The organism is Streptomyces pratensis, assembly GCF_037137275.1.
In the GTDB taxonomy this organism is placed as follows: Bacteria; Actinomycetota; Actinomycetes; order Streptomycetales; family Streptomycetaceae; genus Streptomyces; species Streptomyces pratensis_B.
Genome location: NZ_JBBBEN010000089.1, coordinates 17,434 through 34,612, shown reverse-complemented (window position 1 = coordinate 34,612; position 17,179 = coordinate 17,434). Strand labels below are relative to the sequence as shown.

Here is a 17,179-nt window from a genome sequence, read left to right as displayed (position 1 = left end):
CGCGGCCCGGCAGCCGTGGGCGGCCCCGTCCGCTCCGCCCCGGGGCCGCCGGGCGCCCGGCGGCCCCGGGCCTCACTGGGTCGCGGTGGACCCGGAGCGTGTGTCGGTGATCCTGTCCGGCCCGTGCTCGACGAAGTCCAGGACGGTTCGTACGACGTCGGGGTCGCCCAGGATGCGGCGGTGCCCGAGTGTGTGCGTGACGACCAGCCGCGCCGACTCGCCGAACGCGCCGGCGAGCCTGCGTCCCTGGTCGATCCCGATCCTGGGGTCGTCCTCGTCGTGGACGACCAGGAGCGGGATGTCCATGGCCCCCACCGTGTTCACCGCGGAGAACGGCCGCTCGCCGGCCGGCAGCCCGGAGAAGAGCTTTTCGTCGACGAGGTCGCGCAGGCGTTCTTCGAGCCGGGGGCGCAGGGTGACGACGGAGCAGAACTCCTCGATCAGGTACGCGAAGTCGCAGACCCCGCTGATGGTGGCGAGCCTCTTCGCCCTCACTCCGTGCTGCAACGAGAAGACCGAGCCGAGGGCGCCGAGCGAATGCGCGACCACGGCCTCGAAGTCCCCGTACTGGCCGTGGAGTTCGGTGAGGATGTGGCGGTACTCCTGGATCGTGGTGCTGCGCCCGGTCGCGTCGCCGTGGCCGGGCGCGTCGAAGGTGACGACGGTGTACCCGCGCTCCCGCAGGCCCGGGACGAAGTCGGCGAACCGCGAGCCGCGCGACTGCCAGCCGTGCACCAGGAGGACGGGCCGCTCGCCGTCGCCCCAACGGTAGACCACCGCCTCCTTGCCGCTGACCTTGAGCCGCTGGATGTCCGCCGTGCCGCACAGCTCCCGCTCGGAGGCCCGCATCCTGCTGCGGGCGAGCGGCATGTGGAACAGGGCGTACGCGCCCGCGCCGGCGAGCCGCCCCGAGACCCGGGAGACGATGTTGAGCGCGGTGCTGGCGAGTGCCTCGGTGGGGGCCATGCCCGGTACTCCTCGGTCGGCGTCAGGGTCATGATATGTTAGCACGAACGACCGTGCTTTTATTGGTCCGGCGTAGTGCGCCGCCCGTTCGTGAGGAGGACGCCGACGTGTCGTCATCCATCTGGTTCGCGCCATGGAAGTCCGGGCCGGAGGGCGGCGGGGCCTGCGGGGAGCCGGCGGGCGGTGAGGCTGTTGTGAGCGTCACCGAGTTCACCCATCGCCGGCCGTGGACCGCGCCGGGCGTCACCGTCGCCGGGATCGTGCTGCGGCAGGCCTGGCAGGACGTCGAGGGCGCGGTCGGTCTCTGGCTGTGGGCGGACCCCGGTCCGCTGCGGCCGCGGTCGGGGTCGGTCTCCGTATGGCGCGCGGAGCGGGACCTGCATGCCTTCGTGGCGCGCCACGACCATGTGCGGATCATGCGTTCATACCGGGACCGCGGTCGTATGCGCTCGACCATGTGGCGGACCGGCTGCTTCGATCGGGGCGCCACGCAGGAGGCCGCCCGCTCCCTGATCTCGGGTCGCTCGGCCTGGCCCGCCTGACACGGTCCGGCCCGGGCGGCCGCCGAACCGCCGCCCCGCTCCGCCGTTGTGGGGGGAGCGGGGCGGCGGCGGAGTGAGGGCCGACTACTCGATGACCAGCTCCACGTCGATGTTGCCCCGCGTGGCCTTGGAGTACGGGCAGTACGCGTGGGTGGCCTCGACCAGCTGTCGCCCGGGCTCGCCCGCGAGCGAGTCGGGCAGCTCGACGCGCATGACGACCGCGAGGCCGAAACCGCCGCCGTCCTTGCCGATGGAGACTTCGGCGGTCACGGAGGCGTCCTTGGTGTCGACCTTCATCTCGCGTCCGACCGCGGCCATCGCGCTGGCGAAGCAGGCCGCGTACCCGGCGGCGAAGAGCTGCTCGGGGTTGGTGCCCTCACCGTTGCCGCCGAGCGCCGACGGCATGGCGAGAGGGAGGTCGATCTGTCCGTCCGAGCTCACGGCCCGGCCCTCGCGGCCGTTGGCGGTGGCTGCTGCGGTGTACAACGCGTCCATGGGGTGACCCTCCTCGTCGGGGCGGCGACCGGTGCGGTCGGCCGCCGACATAAGAGTTGCACACAATTAAGTAGCGCACAACTAAGTGTCGTCCGGCGGTACGCTGGTTCCATGACCTCTGCTCCAGGCGCCCCGCCCGACCCCCCTGCCGTGCCCGACGCGGAACTGCTGCGCCTGGACCACCAGGTCTGCTTCTCGCTGCACGCCGCGTCCCGCGCGTTCGGCGGTCTCTACCGGCAGGCGCTGAAGGACCTCGGTCTCACCTACCCGCAATACCTGGTGATGCTGGTCCTGTGGGAGGAGGGCCCGCAGCCCGTCAAGGCCATCGGGGAGCGCCTCCATCTCGACTCCGGGACGCTCTCGCCCCTGCTGAAGCGGATGGAGGCGGCCGGTCTCGTCAGGCGCGAACGCAGCCGCTCGGACGAACGCTCCGTCGTGATCGACCTCACCGATGCCGGCGGACGACTGCGCGACCGCGCGCTGGGCGTGCCCCGCAGTGTGCTCGCCGCGACGGGGCTGTCCCTGGAGGAGGTCATCGGGCTCCAGGACGTGCTCGCTCGCCTCACCGTCGCCCTGGGCGAAGCCGTCGACGGCGGCTGACACGGACGGCGGTCGACCTGGGGCGGCGGCCGGGGCCCCGTCGCCGCACGCGGTGCGAGCGCCGGGCGCTGACTCAGTCACCGCGGCGAAAGCCCCAGGCCTCGATGTCGCGGTAGTGGATCGGCCCCGGGCCGCGGCCGGCATTGCTCGCGACGAGATGGAGCCGTTCGGCCTCCCAGCCGCGGCCCGAGAACGCGGCCAGCCCCGCCGCGGCCTCCACGGCGGCGACCCGGTCGCCGCGGCGGGAGCGAGCCAGGGTGAGATGGGGCCGCAGCGGCCGGTCGGGGAGGGCGACGCCGCCTTCCTCTACCACGGCGCGTACGTCGGCGGCGAGCCGGTGCAGCCCTTCGAGGTCCCCCTCGATCCCGCTCCACAGCACCCGCTCGTCGAAGTGTCCGCCGCCGCGCAGCGCCAGCCGCAGGGGCCGGTGCAGTGCCGCGAGTGCGGCGAGCGGAGGCATCAGGGGCGGCACTGCGGCGACCGGCAGCTCGCCGAGGAACGCCAGGGTGATGTGCCAGTCCTCGACGCGGTTCCACCGCATGCCGGCAAACGCTTCGCGGACCGGGCGCAACGCCCCTACCAGCTCCTCCTTCGCGTCGTCGGGCGGAGCGAGCGCCAGGAACACGCGGGTCGTCCTCGCTCGGACGCCTGCGTCCGCGGGAGGGCCGGTCACGGCTTCGGACGGTTGGTTCACGTGCCGTACCGTACGTGCCGACCGTGGCCCTGCCGCACCGAGGGTGGGGCCGCCACCCGATCACGAGCCGCGTCCGGCACTGCGCGCTGATCCACCCAGGCGGCGCGCCGCGGGCGCCACGGTCCCGCAACAGAGGCCGGGGCGCGCCGGCCGGATCGGGTATGGCCGCTGTCGGGCCCACCGTGGAGCCGTCCGCGTCCAGCAGGACGTCGGGCTGCTGACCGGCCTCCCGGGCGAGTCGGGCCCCGGCGGGGCCGAGCCGGAGTTCGGTGAGGACGATGACGAGGGCCTCGGCCTCGCGTCACGAAGGCCGCCGCGCCCTCGACCGCCTCAAGACCGCGCTGCCTCAGGCCGCTGGAGGCCGCCGGGCGGCTTCGGCGTCCTGGGCGGTGGGACAGGAGGTGAAGACGCGGTCCAGGCCCACGATGCGGAAGACGCGGCTGACGTGGGCGGGGACCGCGGCCAGGACGACGGCCGCCTCCGCGGCTGACGCGCGGTTGCGGGCGGCGACGATCACGGTGATGCCGGTGGAGTCGCAGAAGGCGAGACCGCCGAGGTCCAGGACGAGCTGCTGACCGGCACGCAGATCGAGCCCGGTCAGCGCGGCGCGGACACGCTGTGTGGTGTGGTGGTCGAGATCTCCTGCCAGTTCGATCACCGCTCCAGCGCCGGTGACGCGGGTGTTCAGACGCGGATGCCGGATCACTGCCGCTCTTCACTGGGGGGCCCGGGCACGTGGATGGCGAGGACGGCGGTGTCGTCGTCGACGCCAGAGCCGAAGGAGTCGAGCAGGCCGACCACCGCGCTGATGGTCTCCGAGGCGGTGGTGGGGGCGAGCGCCCGGCCGAAGTCGAGGAAAGCGTCGTCGCCATAGCGCTCTCTCCCGCCGGCGGCGGCGTCGGTGTGGGCTTCGGTGAGGCCGTCGGTGTGCAGGAGGAGAGTGTCGCCGGGGGCGAGGTGGACCGTGATCGTGGCGATCTGAGGGTCGGGCAGGACGCCGATGAGCTGTCCGCCGGGCGTGGGCAGGAAGTCGGCCGTGCCGTCGCCCCGCATGAGCAGGGCGGGTGGGTGGCCGCCGCTGGCCAGGACGATACGAAAGCCCGCCCGGTCGGGGTCGGGGGCGAGCAGGCCGAAGACGACGGTGCAGAAGCGAGGGTCGTCCCCCGAGTACTCGTGGGTGAGGACCGCGTTGAGGTTGCCCAGGACAGCCACCGGGTCGGGGTCGTAGACGGCGGCGGCGCGCAGGGTGTAGCGGGCCAGGGAGGTGATGGCCGCGGCGGCGGCGCCCTTGCCGCACACGTCGCCCAGGAACAGCCCCCAGGTGCCGGCGGCCAGCGGGAAGAGGTCGTAGAAGTCGCCGCCGACCTCGTCGACGGAGGCCACGTGGTAGTGAGCGGCGACGTCCAGCCCCGGCACGCTCACCAGGGCCGGTGGCAGCAGCGTCTTCTGCAGGGTGGCGGTCAGCGCCTGAAGGCGGTCGCGCTCCCGGTCGGCTTCCTGACGGGCGCGCAGCAGCTCGGTCTCGTAGGCGCGGCGGTCGCGGGCGTCGAAGATCGTGGTGCGGATCAACAGGGGCTGCCCGTCGCTGCCCGTCTTGACCGTGGAGGTGACCAGGACGGGCAGGCGGGCGCCGTCGGCGGACTTGAGCTCCAGGGCGATGCCGCTGATCTCGCCCTGCATCCGCAGCAGCGGAGCGAAGTGGGTCTCGTGGTAGAGCCGGCCGCCGACGGTCAGCAGGTCGGAGAAGTGCTTGCGGCCGACCAGGTCGTCGCGCCGGTAGCCGAGCCAGTCCAGCAGGGTGGTGTTGGCCTTCGCGATCCGGCCGTCCAGCAGGGTGGAGAGATAGCCGCAGGGCGCGTGCTCGTACAAGTCCTCGGCACTGTCCTCCAGCAGCGCGGAGAACTGCGCCTGCTCGTCCACCGGCCCCTCGTCCTCACTCCGGCCGCCCCCCTCGTCGTCGGTCCTGGCCATCATCGGCCGGCCCCTGCGAACGCGGAGATCGCCTCGGCGGTCTCCTCAGGAGCGGCGAGCTGGGGGCAGTGGCCTGTGGCGTCCAGCGTGACCAGGCGGCTGCCCGGGATCTGCGCGTGCACGAAGGCGCCCACCTCCGGCGGGGCGATCGCGTCACGGGAACACTGGGCGACCAGCGTGGGCACGCTCACCTGGGCGAGGTCGCCGCGATTGTCGGACAGGAACGTCACGCGGGCGAACACCCGCGCGATCTCCGGATCGGTACGGCAGAAGCTGGTCGTCAGCTCCTCGCCCAGCTCGGGCCGCTCGGGGTTGCCCATGATGACCGGGGCCATCGTGCCCGACCAGCCCAAGTAGTTCGCATCGAGCGACTCCAGCAGCTCCTCGATGTCCGCGGCGCTGAAACCGCCCCGGTAACCGGCCTCCGGATCGTCGACGAAACACGGCGAGGGAGCCAGCAGAACCAGCCCGGCGAACGCCTCCGGCTCACGGACGGCGGCCAGCACGCCCATCATCGCGCTCACCGAGTGCCCCACGAACGTCACCGGGCCCAGCTCCAGCTCCCGGCAGAGCTCCAGCACATCGTCGACGTACCCGTCCATGGTCGAGTACCGCTCCCGGCTCCACGCCGACAGGTCCGAGCTCCCCGCCCCCACGTGGTCGAAGACGACGACGGTGAAGTCGCGTTCCAGCACCGGCGCCACCAGACGCCACATGTTCTGGTCGCACCCGAACCCGTGGGCCAGCACCACCACCGGTCCTCCGGACCGGCCGGACACCCGTACGTGATTCCTGCGACGCACCCTCATGGCACCCATCGTCGCAGACGGGGCCCCCGGTGCTCGGGCGGCTTCCACCTCTTCCCCCGGCCGAAGAGGCCACCACTGACAGGGCCCCGCCGGCCGCAGAGCCCTTCGAGGGACCTCTGCCCTTGCAGACGAGGATGCGGCGCACCCGGTGGAGTCTGCGTGTGCGTCGGACACCGTGCCGCTCCACCGCAAGGATCTGATGCTGTCGCAGCGTCGCCGTGTCCCGCAGGCGTGAGGCAGCCCTGCGGGACAGGCTTGCGCAGACGGCATCTGTCGGAGAAGCCCTCGATGAGGTCGGACATGTCGGCGCGGTCGGTGACCCGGCCGGGCCCGGACGGGTGAGACGACCTCCTCTCTCCCGAAATCTCCGCGGCGGCATCGCCGAAGCAGCTTCCGAACCTGCCCGCCCCTGCCCGCGAATCAGGGGCGCTCCCTAAGAGGTGCCGTGCGTTCCGCACCGGGACTGCGGCTCACACGGCGTGCTCCAGCAGCCCCGGCGCGGCGGCCGTGTCAACGGCGTCGGCCACGAGGCCGGCCGCTGAGGAGCCGATCACTTCGCGGGCGGCCAGGCCCGCCCATGAGCCGGGACAGGAGGCCGGCCCTCGGCGGGGGAGTGCCGGAGACGGAGTGGACCTCCTCGGCGGCCTTCGTGCCGAGACGGGCCACGGCGAAGTCCCGTCCGACGAAGTCAGGCAATGGAGCTGCCGTGCTGTCGGCCGGGGCGAGGCTGCGGCGCCGTGCCGGCGCCCGCCCGCACCGGCCTCCCGCAGGCCGTGCGCGGGCGGCCTGCGGGAGGCCGCCTCAGGGCTTCCCGCCCCCGGCGAGCCCGTGCAGGGTGCGCTCGGCCGTGTCGAGGAGGCGCCGCAGGCAGAGGCCGTCGGCGGCGACGGCGGTGACGAGTACGCCGGGGCCCGCGAGGGGCGTCAGTATCGCCTGGCCGGACTCGGAAGGCGAGCCGATCAGCCGGGCGGCAGGAGGATGCTCCTCGAAGGCGGGATCGACGAGGAGGAGCTGTCCGGTCGCCCGGTGAGCGCCGAGGACGGCCGGGCCGTCCCAGCCCGGCGCGCCGGGGCCGTACCGGGCTTCCTGGTCGAGCAGGACGCGCCCGCCGCGTCGCACGACGAGCCGCGTGGCCACATGGCCAGGCGGCTCGCCCGTACGTCCGAGGACCAGCTCCTCCCGCAGGGCGAGCCGGGCGGTGGGGGCCACGTCGACGGTCCAGGACTGGCGCAGGTCGCTGCCTGCCGCGCAGATCAGCGGCTTGGGCGACCAGTAGAGCTTCGCGTGTTCCCCGACGGACAGCGCCACGTCGTAGGTGGCGGGTTCTCCGCTCGGCCCCTTCAGCGCGAGGGTCGCGGCGGCGGAGGTGATGTGCAGCACCGCGCCGCTTCGGGCCTCGGCCTCGATGCGCAGCCGGTCGCCGCCGAGCGGAGCGCTCATCGCGCCGACGACGCACACCCGCGCTTCGGCGCCCTCAGAACGCAAGCGCCGCAGTTCGAAGGGGCCGTCACCGTCGAGGACGGGCACGATGGTGGTGCGGCCCCGGGCGGCCGCCGCGATACGGGCGGTGGCCCGCACCCCCGTCCCGGTGGCCGCCCCAGCGGGGAGGGCGAGGCTCATGCGGGCCCTGCGGTCCAGGCGGTGAGGCGTTCTCGCACCCAGTCGGCGACCGGTTTGACGCCGCCTTCGCCCTTGAGACTGGTGAAGGCGACGGGGAGGTCGCCGCGCTGGAACCTGGCATCGCGGTCCATCGCTTCCAGGTCGGAGCCGACGTGGGGAGCGAGGTCGGTCTTGTTGACGACGAGGAGGTCGGCGGTCGTCACGCCGGGCCCGCCCTTACGCGGGATGTCGTCGCCGCCCGCCACGTCGATGACGAAGATCTGGGCGTCGACCAGCCCCTTGGAGAAGGTGGCGGTCAGGTTGTCCCCGCCGGACTCGACGAGGATCAGGTCGAGCGGACCGACCGCTTCCTCCAGGTCCTCGACGGCTTCGAGGTTGGCGGAGATGTCGTCGCGGATCGCGGTGTGCGGGCAGGCGCCGGTTTCGACGGCCTGAATCCGTTCGGGCGGCAGGACGGCCTCCCGGAGAAGGAAGTCGGCGTCCTCGCGGGTGTAGATGTCGTTCGTGACGACCGCGATGGACACCTCGTCGCGCAGGGCGCGGCACAGGGCGGCGACGGTGGCCGTCTTCCCCGAGCCCACGGGCCCGCCCAGGCCGATCCGCAGAGCGCGGCGGCGGCCGTCGGAGCGTGTGGGTTCGGCCGCGCTGTAGGTGTGGCGGTGGGGGTGCTTCTCGTCGAGTTCGTGGTCGAGGTGCATGGTGGGTCCTTGGGTGTCGGTAGGTGCCGCGGTGTCAGGACGCGAACAGGCGCACCGGCCAGGCAGCGTGCTGTTGCGCGGAGATGTCCAGCAGGGGGGCGGAGGCGGCCGGGAGGACGTCGACGCCCTCGTCCCGGACGCGCCGGGCCGCCGTGTCGGCTTCTGCGGCCACCCGGTCGAGGTCGGGGGCCAGCCGGGCCAGGACGGCGGTGGCGTCGAAGGGGTCCAGGCTCAGCAGCCGGACCGTCGCCGTGGCCGGCCCGCTGACGCTTTCGTAGGCCGCTGCGTACGCGGCGTCCAGTGGGGCCAGGCCGGCCGACCTGGCGGCGAGGCCGAACACCACCGGCTGGTGGGCGCCGTGGGGCCGGGCCGAGGCCAGGGCGTCGAGCTCGGCGGACGGCCAGGTGGCGCGGGCCGCCCGCATCATCTGGCGGCCCAGTTTGCGCGCGGTGATCCGCAGGGCCTGGGCCGAGGTGCGGGCATCGGCCCCCTCGTCCAAGGCCAAGGGATCGTGCCCGGCCGTGGCTGCGGCGGCCAGGGCCGCCGCGACCAGACCGGTGGTGTGCAGACGCCCCCGGCAGAAGTCCTCCAGCGACGCCGCGTCCTTGACCCGGCCGGCGGCGACGGCCGTCTCGGCTCCTCCTGAGTGTGCGTGCCCCCCGGCCGGGAACCGGCCGTCGGACAGAACGAACAACGCGGCTCGGCTCACCTTCCGTCTCCCCTCTTCCGTCTCTGTCCGCCGCTGCGCGCTTTCGGTTCCACCGGGGGTGCTCCTTGCGGCCTCAGAAGAGGAAATAGCGCTGTGCCATGGGCAGTTCCGTGGCGTAGACCCGTTCGACGACCTGGTCGTCGACCGATGTGGTCACATCCGTCACCTTCGCGCCGCCGACGATGACCTCGAAGGTGTCGGGGTCGATCTCGACCTCGGGAGTGGCGTCGTTCTCCTTCATGTCCGCCTTGCGGACCGCCCGCGCATCGGTGACGGCCCGGAACTGCTTGCGCAGCCCGCACCTTCCGGGGAGACCGTTGTCGATGGCGCGTTGGGTGACGAAGTTGAAGGCGATCGAACCGGGCGCGAGGCCGGTGGACCCCCACATGGGGCGCGGCAGCACGGGCTGGGGGGTGGGGATGGAGGCGTTGGCGTCCCCCACCTGTGCGTACGCGATCTGGCCGCCCTTGATGACCATGTGCGGCTTGACCCCGAAGAACTTCGGCTGCCACAGGACCAGGTCGGCCAGTTTGCCCGTCTCCACCGATCCGACGACGGCGTCGATGCCGTGAGCGAGGGCGGGGTTGATCGTGTACTTCGCGACGTACCGGCGGGCGCGCCTGTTGTCCGCGAGCAGGGGCGGCTCGCCCCCCGGCAGTCCGGCCTCCGGCTTCCTGTCCTCCTCCAGGAAGCCGCGCCGGGTCTTCATCACGTGCGCGGTCTGCCACGTGCGCATGATCATCTCGCCGATGCGTCCCATGGCCTGGGCGTCGGAGGACATGATCGAGATGGCGCCGAGGTCGTGGAGGATGTCCTCGGCGGCCATGGTGGAGGGCCGGATGCGCGAGTCCGCGAAGGCGAGGTCCTCCTCGACCTTCGGGTTGAGGTGGTGGCAGACCATCACCATGTCGAAATGCTCCTTGACCGTGTTGACGGTCAGGGGGCGGGTGGGGTTGGTGGAGGCGGGGAGGACGTTCGGCTCGCTCACCATCTTGATCATGTCGGGTGCGTGGCCTCCGCCGGCTCCCTCGACGTGGAACACGTGGAGGGAGCGGTCGTTGACCGCCTTGATGGTGTCGTCGACGAAACCGGCTTCGTTCAGCGAGTCGGCGTGCAGGGCGAGCTGGACACCGGTCTCGTCGCAGACCTGGAGGCATGCGTCGATGACGGCCGGGGTGGCGCCCCAGTCCTCGTGAACCTTGAAGCCGATGACACCGGCGTCCACCTGGTCGTACATCGACTTCTTCGACATGGTGGCGCCCTTGCCGAGCAGCCCGACGTTGACCGGGAAGCCGTCCAGCGCCTCGAACGTGCGGGCGAGGTGCCAGGCGCCGGGGGTGACGGTGGTGGCGGTACTGCCCTCGGCCGGGCCCGTGCCGCCCCCGATCAGGGTCGTGACGCCCGCTGCCAGCGCCTCGGTCACCTGGTCGGGGCAGACGAAGTGGACGTGTGTGTCGATCCCGCCCGCGGTGAGGATCTTGCCGTTGCCCGCGATGACTTCGGTCTCGGGGCCGATGACGAAGTCCGTGGGAACCGGGCGACCGTCGGCGAGCATGACGCGTCCGTCGTGCAGACGGTCCATGGTCTCGTCGTTGTACGCCTTGCCGAGCGCGACGACATGGCCGTCGCGGAGGGCGATGTCGGCTTTGACGATCCCCCAGTGGTCCAGGACGACGGCCCCGGTGATCACGGTGTCCGGAGGTCCGACGAGGCCGTCCCCGGAGGCGCTGGGCGCCTTGCCGTCGCCCGGTGCGCGCGGAGCGGCGGACTGGCCCATCGACTCGCGGATCACCTTTCCGCCGCCGAAGACCATCTCGTTGCCGCTGCGGCCGGGGCCGCCGGACCAGTCCTCCTCGATCCTGATCCACAGAGCGGTGTCGGCGAGGCGGATGCGGTCGCGGGTCGTCGGGCCGAAGCGGTCCGCGTACGCCGCGCGAGTCAGGGGGTCCGAAGGTTTCGGCGTCGGCGGGCAGCAGGAGCAATCGGGGCACTCAGCCATGGAGCTCACATCCCTCGTCGGCGAACGGGCCTTCGGTGTCGTCGAGCGATCCGCCGATCTTCACGGGCAGTCCCTCGCTCTGGCCGCGCAGACCGTGGACCAGGCGCTTGCCCTCGATCGGGACGAGAGCGACCTCTTCGGTGATGCCGGGCTCGAACCGCACGGAACTGCCGGCGGGCACATGCAGGCGCTTGCCCCACGCGGACGCACGGCAGAACACCAGCCTGGCGTTGGCCTCGGCGAAGTGATAGTGCGAGCCGACCTGTACGGGGCGGTCCGTGGGGTTCTGGACGGTCAGCGTGGTGATCTCACGTCCCTCGTTGAAAGCGATGCGCCGGTCATCGGATCGCGTCGAGAAGTCCACGTCCCCCGGCCGGAGGGGACCGCCGTCGGACGCGTCCGCCTCGGGAAACGGGTCGTGGACGGTGACCAGCTTCGTACCGTCGGGAAACGTGGCCTCCACCTGCACGTACTCGATCATCTCGGGGACGCCCTCCATGACCTCCTCGCGGGACAGCAGCTTGCGTCCCGAGGACATCAGGTCGGCGACGGTCTTTCCGTCGCGGGCTCCTTCGAGCACGTGAACGGTCAACAACGCCATGGTCTCCGGGTAGTTGAGGAGCACCCCCCGGGCCCGCCGCCTCTCGGCGACATCGGCCGCGACATGGATCATCAGGCGTTCTTGTTCATGCGGAGTCAGGTGCACTGCGATTCCCTGCGTTCGCTCCCGCCCAGGGCTGGTGCCCTGAGCCATCCTGTCGGGGCCCCGGTCTTGAAGGACGGGCCGGTCGGGTCGACAGGCCGGGGCGCCTGTGCCGCCCCGCCCCCCCGACTCCGGTCCGATCCCTGCGGCCGCACGGCCCCGGGCCCCTGTCCGTACCTCGTACGTACGGAGTACATGATCGCGCCGTGGAGGCCCCCGCCGGGACGTGGCGCCCGATAGGCACTCGAAGGGGTGAACTCGACGTGAAGCGCCTGACATGGAGCGCGTTGCACGCTTATTCCCGGCGGCGGGCGGGCACACCGGAGCGCGCTCCATGCCCTCCGTCCGCAACGCCGGGCGCTGCCCCTGCTCTCCGAGGTGATGGAGCGCTCGTACCCGGCCTCGACGGAGCGCTGACGAATGGTCGGTGGCGGCCGCTCAGCCGGTGATGGTGGCGCCCGGCGGCGTCCAGCGACGGGTGCGTGAGAGGGCGGACGTGACGCCGTAGTCCTTCTTCAGGTTCTCGGGAATGGCGTAGTGCATGACGCGTCCACGGGTGAGGGAGGACAGTTCGAGAACGGTGGTGAGGTGACCGACGCGGTCCAAGGCCCAGGCGCCGAGCGGGGAGCGGTCCTCGATCGCCTCCAGGACGCCGAGGAGGTGGGGGACGGCCTTGGCGACGGTGTCCCAGGGCGTACGGGGCACCTCGAGCCAGTCGGCACAGGTGTCGCCGACGAGGTGGCGGATGAGGGCGGAGACGATCGGGTCGAAGAAGGCGCCGGGGACGACCTCCTCGTACAGGTCGATGAGCTGCCGGGTCAGGGCGGCCCCCTCCGGGGACGGCCCCATGTGCCGGAGCATGTAGAGGTCGAGGAACCGGCGGGCTTCCTCCAGAGAGGCGGGCACGGCGGCCTGGTCGACGCCGAGCATGGCGCCCACCACGCGCCACGCGTAGAAGTACGCGTCGGCTCCCTCCTCGGTCATGTGGATGCCGAGACGGTGGAGGCTGTCCAGGACGAGCAGGGAGAAGAACATCTGCCCGCCGATCAGGTCCTCCTGACAGATGGGAGTGCCCGACACCGCGGTGTCCCAGCGGTTCTCTCGCGTGAGGTGGTGGCGGATGGAGGCGTGCAGCAGGCGGACCTTCTGCGCGGCGGGGACGAAACGGCCGCCCGCCTCGAAGGCGTCGGGCTGCATGAGGTAGACGGTGAACTGGCCGGTCTCCGCCATCCTCCGGGAGGGATAGTCCAGGCCGTGCGTCGCCGACAGCAGTTTCGCCACGTGCGGGACGAGGTAGCAGGCGGGCATGGAGGCGAACGACAGGGCCGTGGAGATGTGCACGTTGTTGTCGAGGAAGAACAGCCGGGCCTTCTCCATGGCGTCCCAGTCGACCCAGGACGGCGGAGCCGCGGTGGTACGGAGATACTCGCGGGCCACGTCGGGCAGCCCCTCCGGGAGGGGCGCGCCGGCGGTGGAGACGTATCGCATCAGCGTGTTGAACGTCCCCACCTCCCCCCGCTCGAAGAGGGTGGCGACCGTGGCGTCGGCGAGTTCGTCGCCGCAGTGCCGCAGGGCGTTCATGGACGCCTCCGTGTAGGACATGGCGGTGTTCCTTGTCTCCGTGGCTGGGGGAGGCCCGTCAGGAGCGGCGGACCGCGGCCGAGTGCGCGAGGGCGGTGAGGGCGGCCCGGGCGGGGGCCGGCGGGTTCAGCTCAGCCAGTGCGTGCAGGGCCGAGTCGACCCGTTCGGCGATCATGACCTCGACTCGCTCCGGTGCCGTGAGCCGGCGCATCGTCGCGCGTACGGCGTCGAGCCGGTCCTCGTCGGGGTCGCCGTCGGCGAGCAGGGCGCGCAGTCTGCCGCGCTCTTCGTCCCCGGCGAGCCGCCAGGTCTCCGCGAGCAGGGCCGTGGGCCGGTGTCCGCGGATGTCGTCGGCGCCGGCTTTTCCGGTCAGCTCCGGGTCGCCGAACAGGCCGAGCAGATCGTCCCGCAGCTGAAACGCCTCTCCCAACGGCAGGGCGTACGCGGAGCAGCGCTCGTGGAACCGTTCGCCGGCGCCGGCGAGGTGCGCACCGATCAGCAAGGGGTGTTCGACGGTGTACTTGGCGGTTTTGTAGCGGATCACCTTCAGTGACGTCGCGGTGTCGGGCGCGGTGCCGGTGTGCAGGATCTCCAGGCATTCGCCGGCGATCAGGTCGCGCGCCAGGGACGCCCAGAGAGGGCGGGCGCGGGCGAGGTAGGCGGCGGGCAGGCCGCTGGTGACGAACAGCTGGCCGGCCAGGGACATCAGCAGATCGCCGGACAGCATCGCCAGGGAGCGGGCGGCCCCGACCGTGTGCGGGTGGTGCGGCACGGCGTCGCGCAGCGCTGTGTGGGCGGTGGGCCGGCCGTGCCGCAGCGGGCTGTCGTCGATCAGGTCGTCGTGCACGACTGCGGCCGCGTGCACCAGCTCCATGGAGGCGGCCGCTCGCACCGCGGCGTCGTGGTCCGGCTGCCCGGACGCCCGCCAGCCCCAGTAGCAGAACGCGGCCCGGAGCCGCTTGCCCGTGGCGACGGCGGCCTCCACCGCGTCGGCCACGGGCCCCAGGAGGGGATCGACGGCTGTCAGCAGGTGCGCCTCCGTCGCGACGAAGGGGCGCAGCACCTCGTCGACGCGAGTCTTGAAGGCGTCCGGCTCCCATCGTTCAGCCGCCATCGCCGGCTGCCTTTCGGGCCTGTACGTGCCGGGCCAGCACTTCCAGGTGCGCCGGCGGTGCGGCCGCGTACCGGTCGAGCACGAGGCGACCGCGCGCGGCCAGGTCGCGTTCGGCCTCCGCCGCGAGCGCGGCCCCGTCCGAGCGCCTGAGCAGTCCGCTCAGCGCTCCGAAGGCGGAGCCGAGCGTGCCGACGGCCAAATCCGCCAGCCCCGCGGCCAGGAGAACCGCCCGCTCCTGAGGGCTCTGGGCCTCTCGGATGTCCCGCGTCATGTCCGTGCCCCCGTCCGCAGCCCCCTGGGTGGCGTTGTGCCGGGCCGCTCTTGTCAGCGTTGCGCCGGACAGGACGTGGCGGGCGGGAAACTCACCAATGAGTGATGTCTTCGCTTGAACGTACGATTTATGCACCGGACTGGCGGTCGCGTCCCTGTGGAGTCCAACGCCGGCAGGCCTCCCGTCCTCCCCCGTGCGGGGAGGGGCAGCGGCCGGGGGACCGGCGGCGACGGTCGGCGGCGACGCGCCGTACGTGTGTGCGGCCTGTCCGATGCCCTCCACGCAGTTCGCGGGGAGGTGACCGGACCGGTGCGCGGCACTATGAGCGAGGTGATCCGCCCCCACTCACGCCGGGGCTTCTGGTTCGGGGTGTTGCCGGGGCAGCGCCGCAGTCTCGCCTACAGCCTCGAACTCCCTTGCCTGGGCACCCTGTTCCATGATCCTGGGCTGGGCGAACGGTTCGCTCCAGCGGTCGGCGTTTCGAGGTGGCCGGCGCGAACGGGGCCAGCCGCCCCCTGCGGCCGCACGGGGCCCGGAGGCTCCGGTCTCGACTGGGGGAAACCTGGCGCGCCTGCCCGGCCGTCATATCGTCGCGCTCCGCCGCCGAGACGACCGGGCGGACGGGGCCGGTCGGCACTCCCGGACGAGAGCCGTCGCCGAAGCGCCGACGTCACCGGCGTCCGCGCAGCCGCCCGAACAGGCGGCGAGCCTGGGCGCGCTTGCGCGGGTCGGACGCGGCACGTCGGGCCGACGACATGGTCCGTCGGCCTTGGGGGCTGCGGGTGAACTGTGTGAGGCGGGCAATCAGTCCGGACATGGTTCCTCCTTGAGACGGTATGGCGTCCGCCTACCCCGTGGGGGCGCGCGGATGCCCAGGCCGGCGTTCCGCGCCGGTCGCCGCATGTTCTGTGTGCCGGGCCGCGGAGCGGCCTCCCGGGGCCCGTGCCTTTGCGGTGCCTCCGGGACCGGGGCGACCGGCGCCGGCACGTCGCCGGTCCCCCCGCGACGCTGCTCCCCGGCGAGCTCGCCGTGCTCGTGGTCCAGGGCAGCGGCAACTCGGCAGACTCGCTGGTGGGGCCTACCGCTGTGCGCGCGGCCGTCAGACGGGGACAGCTCGTCTCCGCCGCCACCCGTGCGGTGGCGTACGGGCCGGAGGTGGCGGAGGCGGAACCCCGATGGGCCCGGGGCTCGGGCTGCTGGAGGACGAAGCCGCCGGCGCCCCCTCACCCACGGCACGCTCACCTCTACTTTCACCGTCGACAGGTCGACGTGGGACAGGGCGACCAGCGCTGAGCCGGCCGGCTTCAGGTCGAAGGTGAGGGGCTTGACGTGCGTCGCCTTGCTGAGGCCGATGTCCAGCCCGTTGGCTCCGGCGGCGAAGTCCTGATGAGGTCGAGGCCGACCGGGTGGCTCAGGTGCACTCGGCATCGTTCTCCGGGTAGGGGGCGGCTCAGGCGGCCGCCGTGCTCGGGCTCAGCGCGAGCGTGCCATCTCTTCCAGGTGGTCGTCGCGGCACTTCGGAGTGAGGCTGCGGACCTGGGAGCTCAAGGGCCCTGGAGATCGGCAGCGGTCCCGTGGTGGACCGTGAACTGCGCGGCGGGCACGTCGGGATGGAACTGGCGCGCGTCCACCATTCCGGAGCGCGGTCGCATCCGCACTCTAGCTTGGTCTAGACCAAGCGGGGTACGCTTCGAACGTCATCCGTGGCTGCCCGGTCGCCACGCGAGTCGCTACTTGTCATGTGCACGCTCGCTCTATGCGTGCGGGCACGTCCCAACCCCACAGAGGAGTTGTCATGAAGAGCAAGAAGATGCTGGCCGTCGCCATCGGTGCGGGGATCGCACCGCTCCTGGCCGTCAGCCTGCCCGCCGGCAGTGCGAGCGCGCACGGCTACATTTCCTCGCCCCCCAGTCGGCAGGCACAATGCGCCGCCGGCACGGTCTCCTGCGGTTCCATCAAGTACGAGCCGCAGAGCGTCGAAGGCCCCAAGGGGTTAATGAGCTGCAGCGGAGGGAACGCCGCCTTCGCCGAGCTCAACAACGACAGCAAAGGCTGGAGGGTCACCGCGGTCAGCCGGACGACCAGCTTCAACTGGCGGCTGACGGCACGGCACGCCACCAGCACCTGGCAGTACTACGCGGGTGGCCGGAAGATCGCGGAGTTCAACGACGGTGGCGCCCGGCCGGGCGCCACCGTCACCCACCAGGTGAACTTCGGCAACCTGACCGGCAAGCAGAAGGTGCTGGCCGTGTGGAACATCGCCGACACCGCCAACGCCTTCTACGCCTGTGTGGACGTGAACGTGAGCTAACACTCGACCGCACCACCGCACCACCGCACCACCGCACCACCGCACCACCCGGCTCCGCCGGTACGCACCAGAATGCGAACGAACCCGACCGGCCGG

The 17,179-nt window shown here is 72.1% G+C and carries 18 protein-coding genes; 3 read left to right on the top strand and 15 right to left on the bottom strand.

Annotated features, from left to right (window positions below):
* Positions 1-72 precede the first annotated feature (72 nt).
* The gene (locus V9U70_RS14870; RefSeq protein WP_336675503.1) at positions 73-966 is read right to left on the bottom strand and encodes an alpha/beta fold hydrolase; all 894 of its coding nucleotides are present in this window, start codon (positions 964-966) and stop codon (positions 73-75) included.
* A gap of 107 nt (positions 967-1,073) precedes the next feature.
* Between V9U70_RS14870 and V9U70_RS14865 the strand changes: the two genes are divergently transcribed.
* Positions 1,074-1,508: a hypothetical protein gene (locus tag V9U70_RS14865; protein WP_336675501.1), complete on the top strand. Its 435-nt coding sequence runs from the start codon at positions 1,074-1,076 to the stop codon at positions 1,506-1,508.
* Between the two features lie 84 nt (positions 1,509-1,592).
* On the opposite strand, the gene V9U70_RS14860 is transcribed toward V9U70_RS14865, so the two are convergent.
* On the bottom strand, positions 1,593-2,003 hold the full coding sequence (locus V9U70_RS14860; RefSeq protein WP_336675500.1) for an Ohr family peroxiredoxin: 411 nt from the start codon (positions 2,001-2,003) through the stop codon (positions 1,593-1,595).
* Positions 2,004-2,114: 111 nt separating this feature from the next.
* Here V9U70_RS14860 and V9U70_RS14855 point away from each other — a divergent pair, with 111 nt between their 5' ends.
* The gene (locus tag V9U70_RS14855) at positions 2,115-2,603 is read left to right on the top strand and encodes a MarR family winged helix-turn-helix transcriptional regulator (protein ID WP_336675498.1); all 489 of its coding nucleotides are present in this window, start codon (positions 2,115-2,117) and stop codon (positions 2,601-2,603) included.
* Positions 2,604-2,676: 73 nt separating this feature from the next.
* Here the strand turns inward: V9U70_RS14855 and thpR are convergent, their stop codons facing one another.
* The 13 genes from thpR to V9U70_RS14790 all read right to left on the bottom strand — a co-directional run bounded on the left by thpR (position 2,677) and on the right by V9U70_RS14790 (position 15,589).
* Positions 2,677-3,297 carry an RNA 2',3'-cyclic phosphodiesterase gene (thpR, locus tag V9U70_RS14850; protein ID WP_336675496.1) on the bottom strand — a complete coding sequence of 207 codons (621 nt, stop codon included), beginning with the start codon at positions 3,295-3,297 and terminating at the stop codon, positions 2,677-2,679.
* Between the two features lie 346 nt (positions 3,298-3,643).
* Positions 3,644-4,003: an STAS domain-containing protein gene (locus V9U70_RS14845; RefSeq protein ID WP_336675494.1), complete on the bottom strand. Its 360-nt coding sequence runs from the start codon at positions 4,001-4,003 to the stop codon at positions 3,644-3,646.
* Entirely contained in the window at positions 4,000-5,268 is a 1,269-nt protein-coding gene (locus V9U70_RS14840) for a PP2C family protein-serine/threonine phosphatase (protein ID WP_336675822.1), read from the bottom strand. Before V9U70_RS14840 ends, V9U70_RS14845 begins: the two co-directional genes overlap by 4 nt.
* Positions 5,268-6,077, bottom strand: coding sequence for an alpha/beta fold hydrolase (locus V9U70_RS14835; RefSeq protein WP_336675492.1), 810 nt, complete (start codon positions 6,075-6,077; stop codon positions 5,268-5,270). Before V9U70_RS14835 ends, V9U70_RS14840 begins: the two co-directional genes overlap by 1 nt.
* An 801-nt stretch (positions 6,078-6,878) precedes the next feature.
* Positions 6,879-7,697, bottom strand: a complete 819-nt coding sequence (locus tag V9U70_RS14830; protein WP_336675490.1) for an urease accessory protein UreD — start codon at positions 7,695-7,697, stop codon at positions 6,879-6,881.
* Positions 7,694-8,395: an urease accessory protein UreG gene (gene ureG / locus V9U70_RS14825; protein WP_336675488.1), complete on the bottom strand. Its 702-nt coding sequence runs from the start codon at positions 8,393-8,395 to the stop codon at positions 7,694-7,696. The genes V9U70_RS14830 and ureG overlap by 4 nt, the downstream gene beginning before the upstream one ends.
* A 34-nt stretch (positions 8,396-8,429) precedes the next feature.
* Positions 8,430-9,104: an urease accessory protein UreF gene (locus V9U70_RS14820; RefSeq protein ID WP_336675487.1), complete on the bottom strand. Its 675-nt coding sequence runs from the start codon at positions 9,102-9,104 to the stop codon at positions 8,430-8,432.
* A 73-nt stretch (positions 9,105-9,177) separates the two neighbouring features.
* The gene (locus tag V9U70_RS14815) at positions 9,178-11,103 is read right to left on the bottom strand and encodes an urease subunit alpha (RefSeq protein WP_336675485.1); all 1,926 of its coding nucleotides are present in this window, start codon (positions 11,101-11,103) and stop codon (positions 9,178-9,180) included.
* Positions 11,096-11,857, bottom strand: coding sequence for an urease subunit gamma (locus tag V9U70_RS14810; RefSeq protein WP_336675484.1), 762 nt, complete (start codon positions 11,855-11,857; stop codon positions 11,096-11,098). Before V9U70_RS14810 ends, V9U70_RS14815 begins: the two co-directional genes overlap by 8 nt.
* Before the next feature lie 387 nt (positions 11,858-12,244).
* Entirely contained in the window at positions 12,245-13,408 is a 1,164-nt protein-coding gene (locus V9U70_RS14805) for an oxygenase MpaB family protein (protein ID WP_336675483.1), read from the bottom strand.
* A gap of 37 nt (positions 13,409-13,445) precedes the next feature.
* On the bottom strand, positions 13,446-14,501 hold the full coding sequence (locus tag V9U70_RS14800) for a polyprenyl synthetase family protein (protein WP_336675482.1): 1,056 nt from the start codon (positions 14,499-14,501) through the stop codon (positions 13,446-13,448).
* The gene (locus tag V9U70_RS14795; RefSeq protein ID WP_336675481.1) at positions 14,491-14,772 is read right to left on the bottom strand and encodes a polyprenyl synthetase; all 282 of its coding nucleotides are present in this window, start codon (positions 14,770-14,772) and stop codon (positions 14,491-14,493) included. Before V9U70_RS14795 ends, V9U70_RS14800 begins: the two co-directional genes overlap by 11 nt.
* A 670-nt stretch (positions 14,773-15,442) precedes the next feature.
* On the bottom strand, positions 15,443-15,589 hold the full coding sequence (locus V9U70_RS14790) for a hypothetical protein (protein WP_336675479.1): 147 nt from the start codon (positions 15,587-15,589) through the stop codon (positions 15,443-15,445).
* Positions 15,590-16,567: 978 nt separating this feature from the next.
* Here V9U70_RS14790 and V9U70_RS14785 point away from each other — a divergent pair.
* Positions 16,568-17,083, top strand: a complete 516-nt coding sequence (locus tag V9U70_RS14785) for a lytic polysaccharide monooxygenase auxiliary activity family 9 protein (RefSeq protein WP_336675478.1) — start codon at positions 16,568-16,570, stop codon at positions 17,081-17,083.
* Positions 17,084-17,179 lie beyond the last annotated feature (96 nt).

Coding starts and splice junctions, on each gene's coding strand:
- V9U70_RS14870 (WP_336675503.1), bottom strand. CDS start 966: ATGGCCCCCACCGAGGCACTCGCCAGCACCGCGCTCAACATCGTCTCC.
- V9U70_RS14860 (WP_336675500.1), bottom strand. CDS start 2,003: ATGGACGCGTTGTACACCGCAGCAGCCACCGCCAACGGCCGCGAGGGC.
- V9U70_RS14855 (WP_336675498.1), top strand. CDS start 2,115: ATGACCTCTGCTCCAGGCGCCCCGCCCGACCCCCCTGCCGTGCCCGAC.
- V9U70_RS14840 (WP_336675822.1), bottom strand. CDS start 5,268: ATGGCCAGGACCGACGACGAGGGGGGCGGCCGGAGTGAGGACGAGGGG.
- V9U70_RS14835 (WP_336675492.1), bottom strand. CDS start 6,077: ATGAGGGTGCGTCGCAGGAATCACGTACGGGTGTCCGGCCGGTCCGGA.
- V9U70_RS14830 (WP_336675490.1), bottom strand. CDS start 7,697: ATGAGCCTCGCCCTCCCCGCTGGGGCGGCCACCGGGACGGGGGTGCGG.
- ureG (WP_336675488.1), bottom strand. CDS start 8,395: ATGCACCTCGACCACGAACTCGACGAGAAGCACCCCCACCGCCACACC.
- V9U70_RS14815 (WP_336675485.1), bottom strand. CDS start 11,103: ATGGCTGAGTGCCCCGATTGCTCCTGCTGCCCGCCGACGCCGAAACCT.
- V9U70_RS14810 (WP_336675484.1), bottom strand. CDS start 11,857: ATGGCTCAGGGCACCAGCCCTGGGCGGGAGCGAACGCAGGGAATCGCA.
- V9U70_RS14805 (WP_336675483.1), bottom strand. CDS start 13,408: ATGTCCTACACGGAGGCGTCCATGAACGCCCTGCGGCACTGCGGCGAC.
- V9U70_RS14800 (WP_336675482.1), bottom strand. CDS start 14,501: ATGGCGGCTGAACGATGGGAGCCGGACGCCTTCAAGACTCGCGTCGAC.
- V9U70_RS14795 (WP_336675481.1), bottom strand. CDS start 14,772: ATGACGCGGGACATCCGAGAGGCCCAGAGCCCTCAGGAGCGGGCGGTT.
- V9U70_RS14790 (WP_336675479.1), bottom strand. CDS start 15,589: ATGTCCGGACTGATTGCCCGCCTCACACAGTTCACCCGCAGCCCCCAA.
- V9U70_RS14785 (WP_336675478.1), top strand. CDS start 16,568: ATGAAGAGCAAGAAGATGCTGGCCGTCGCCATCGGTGCGGGGATCGCA.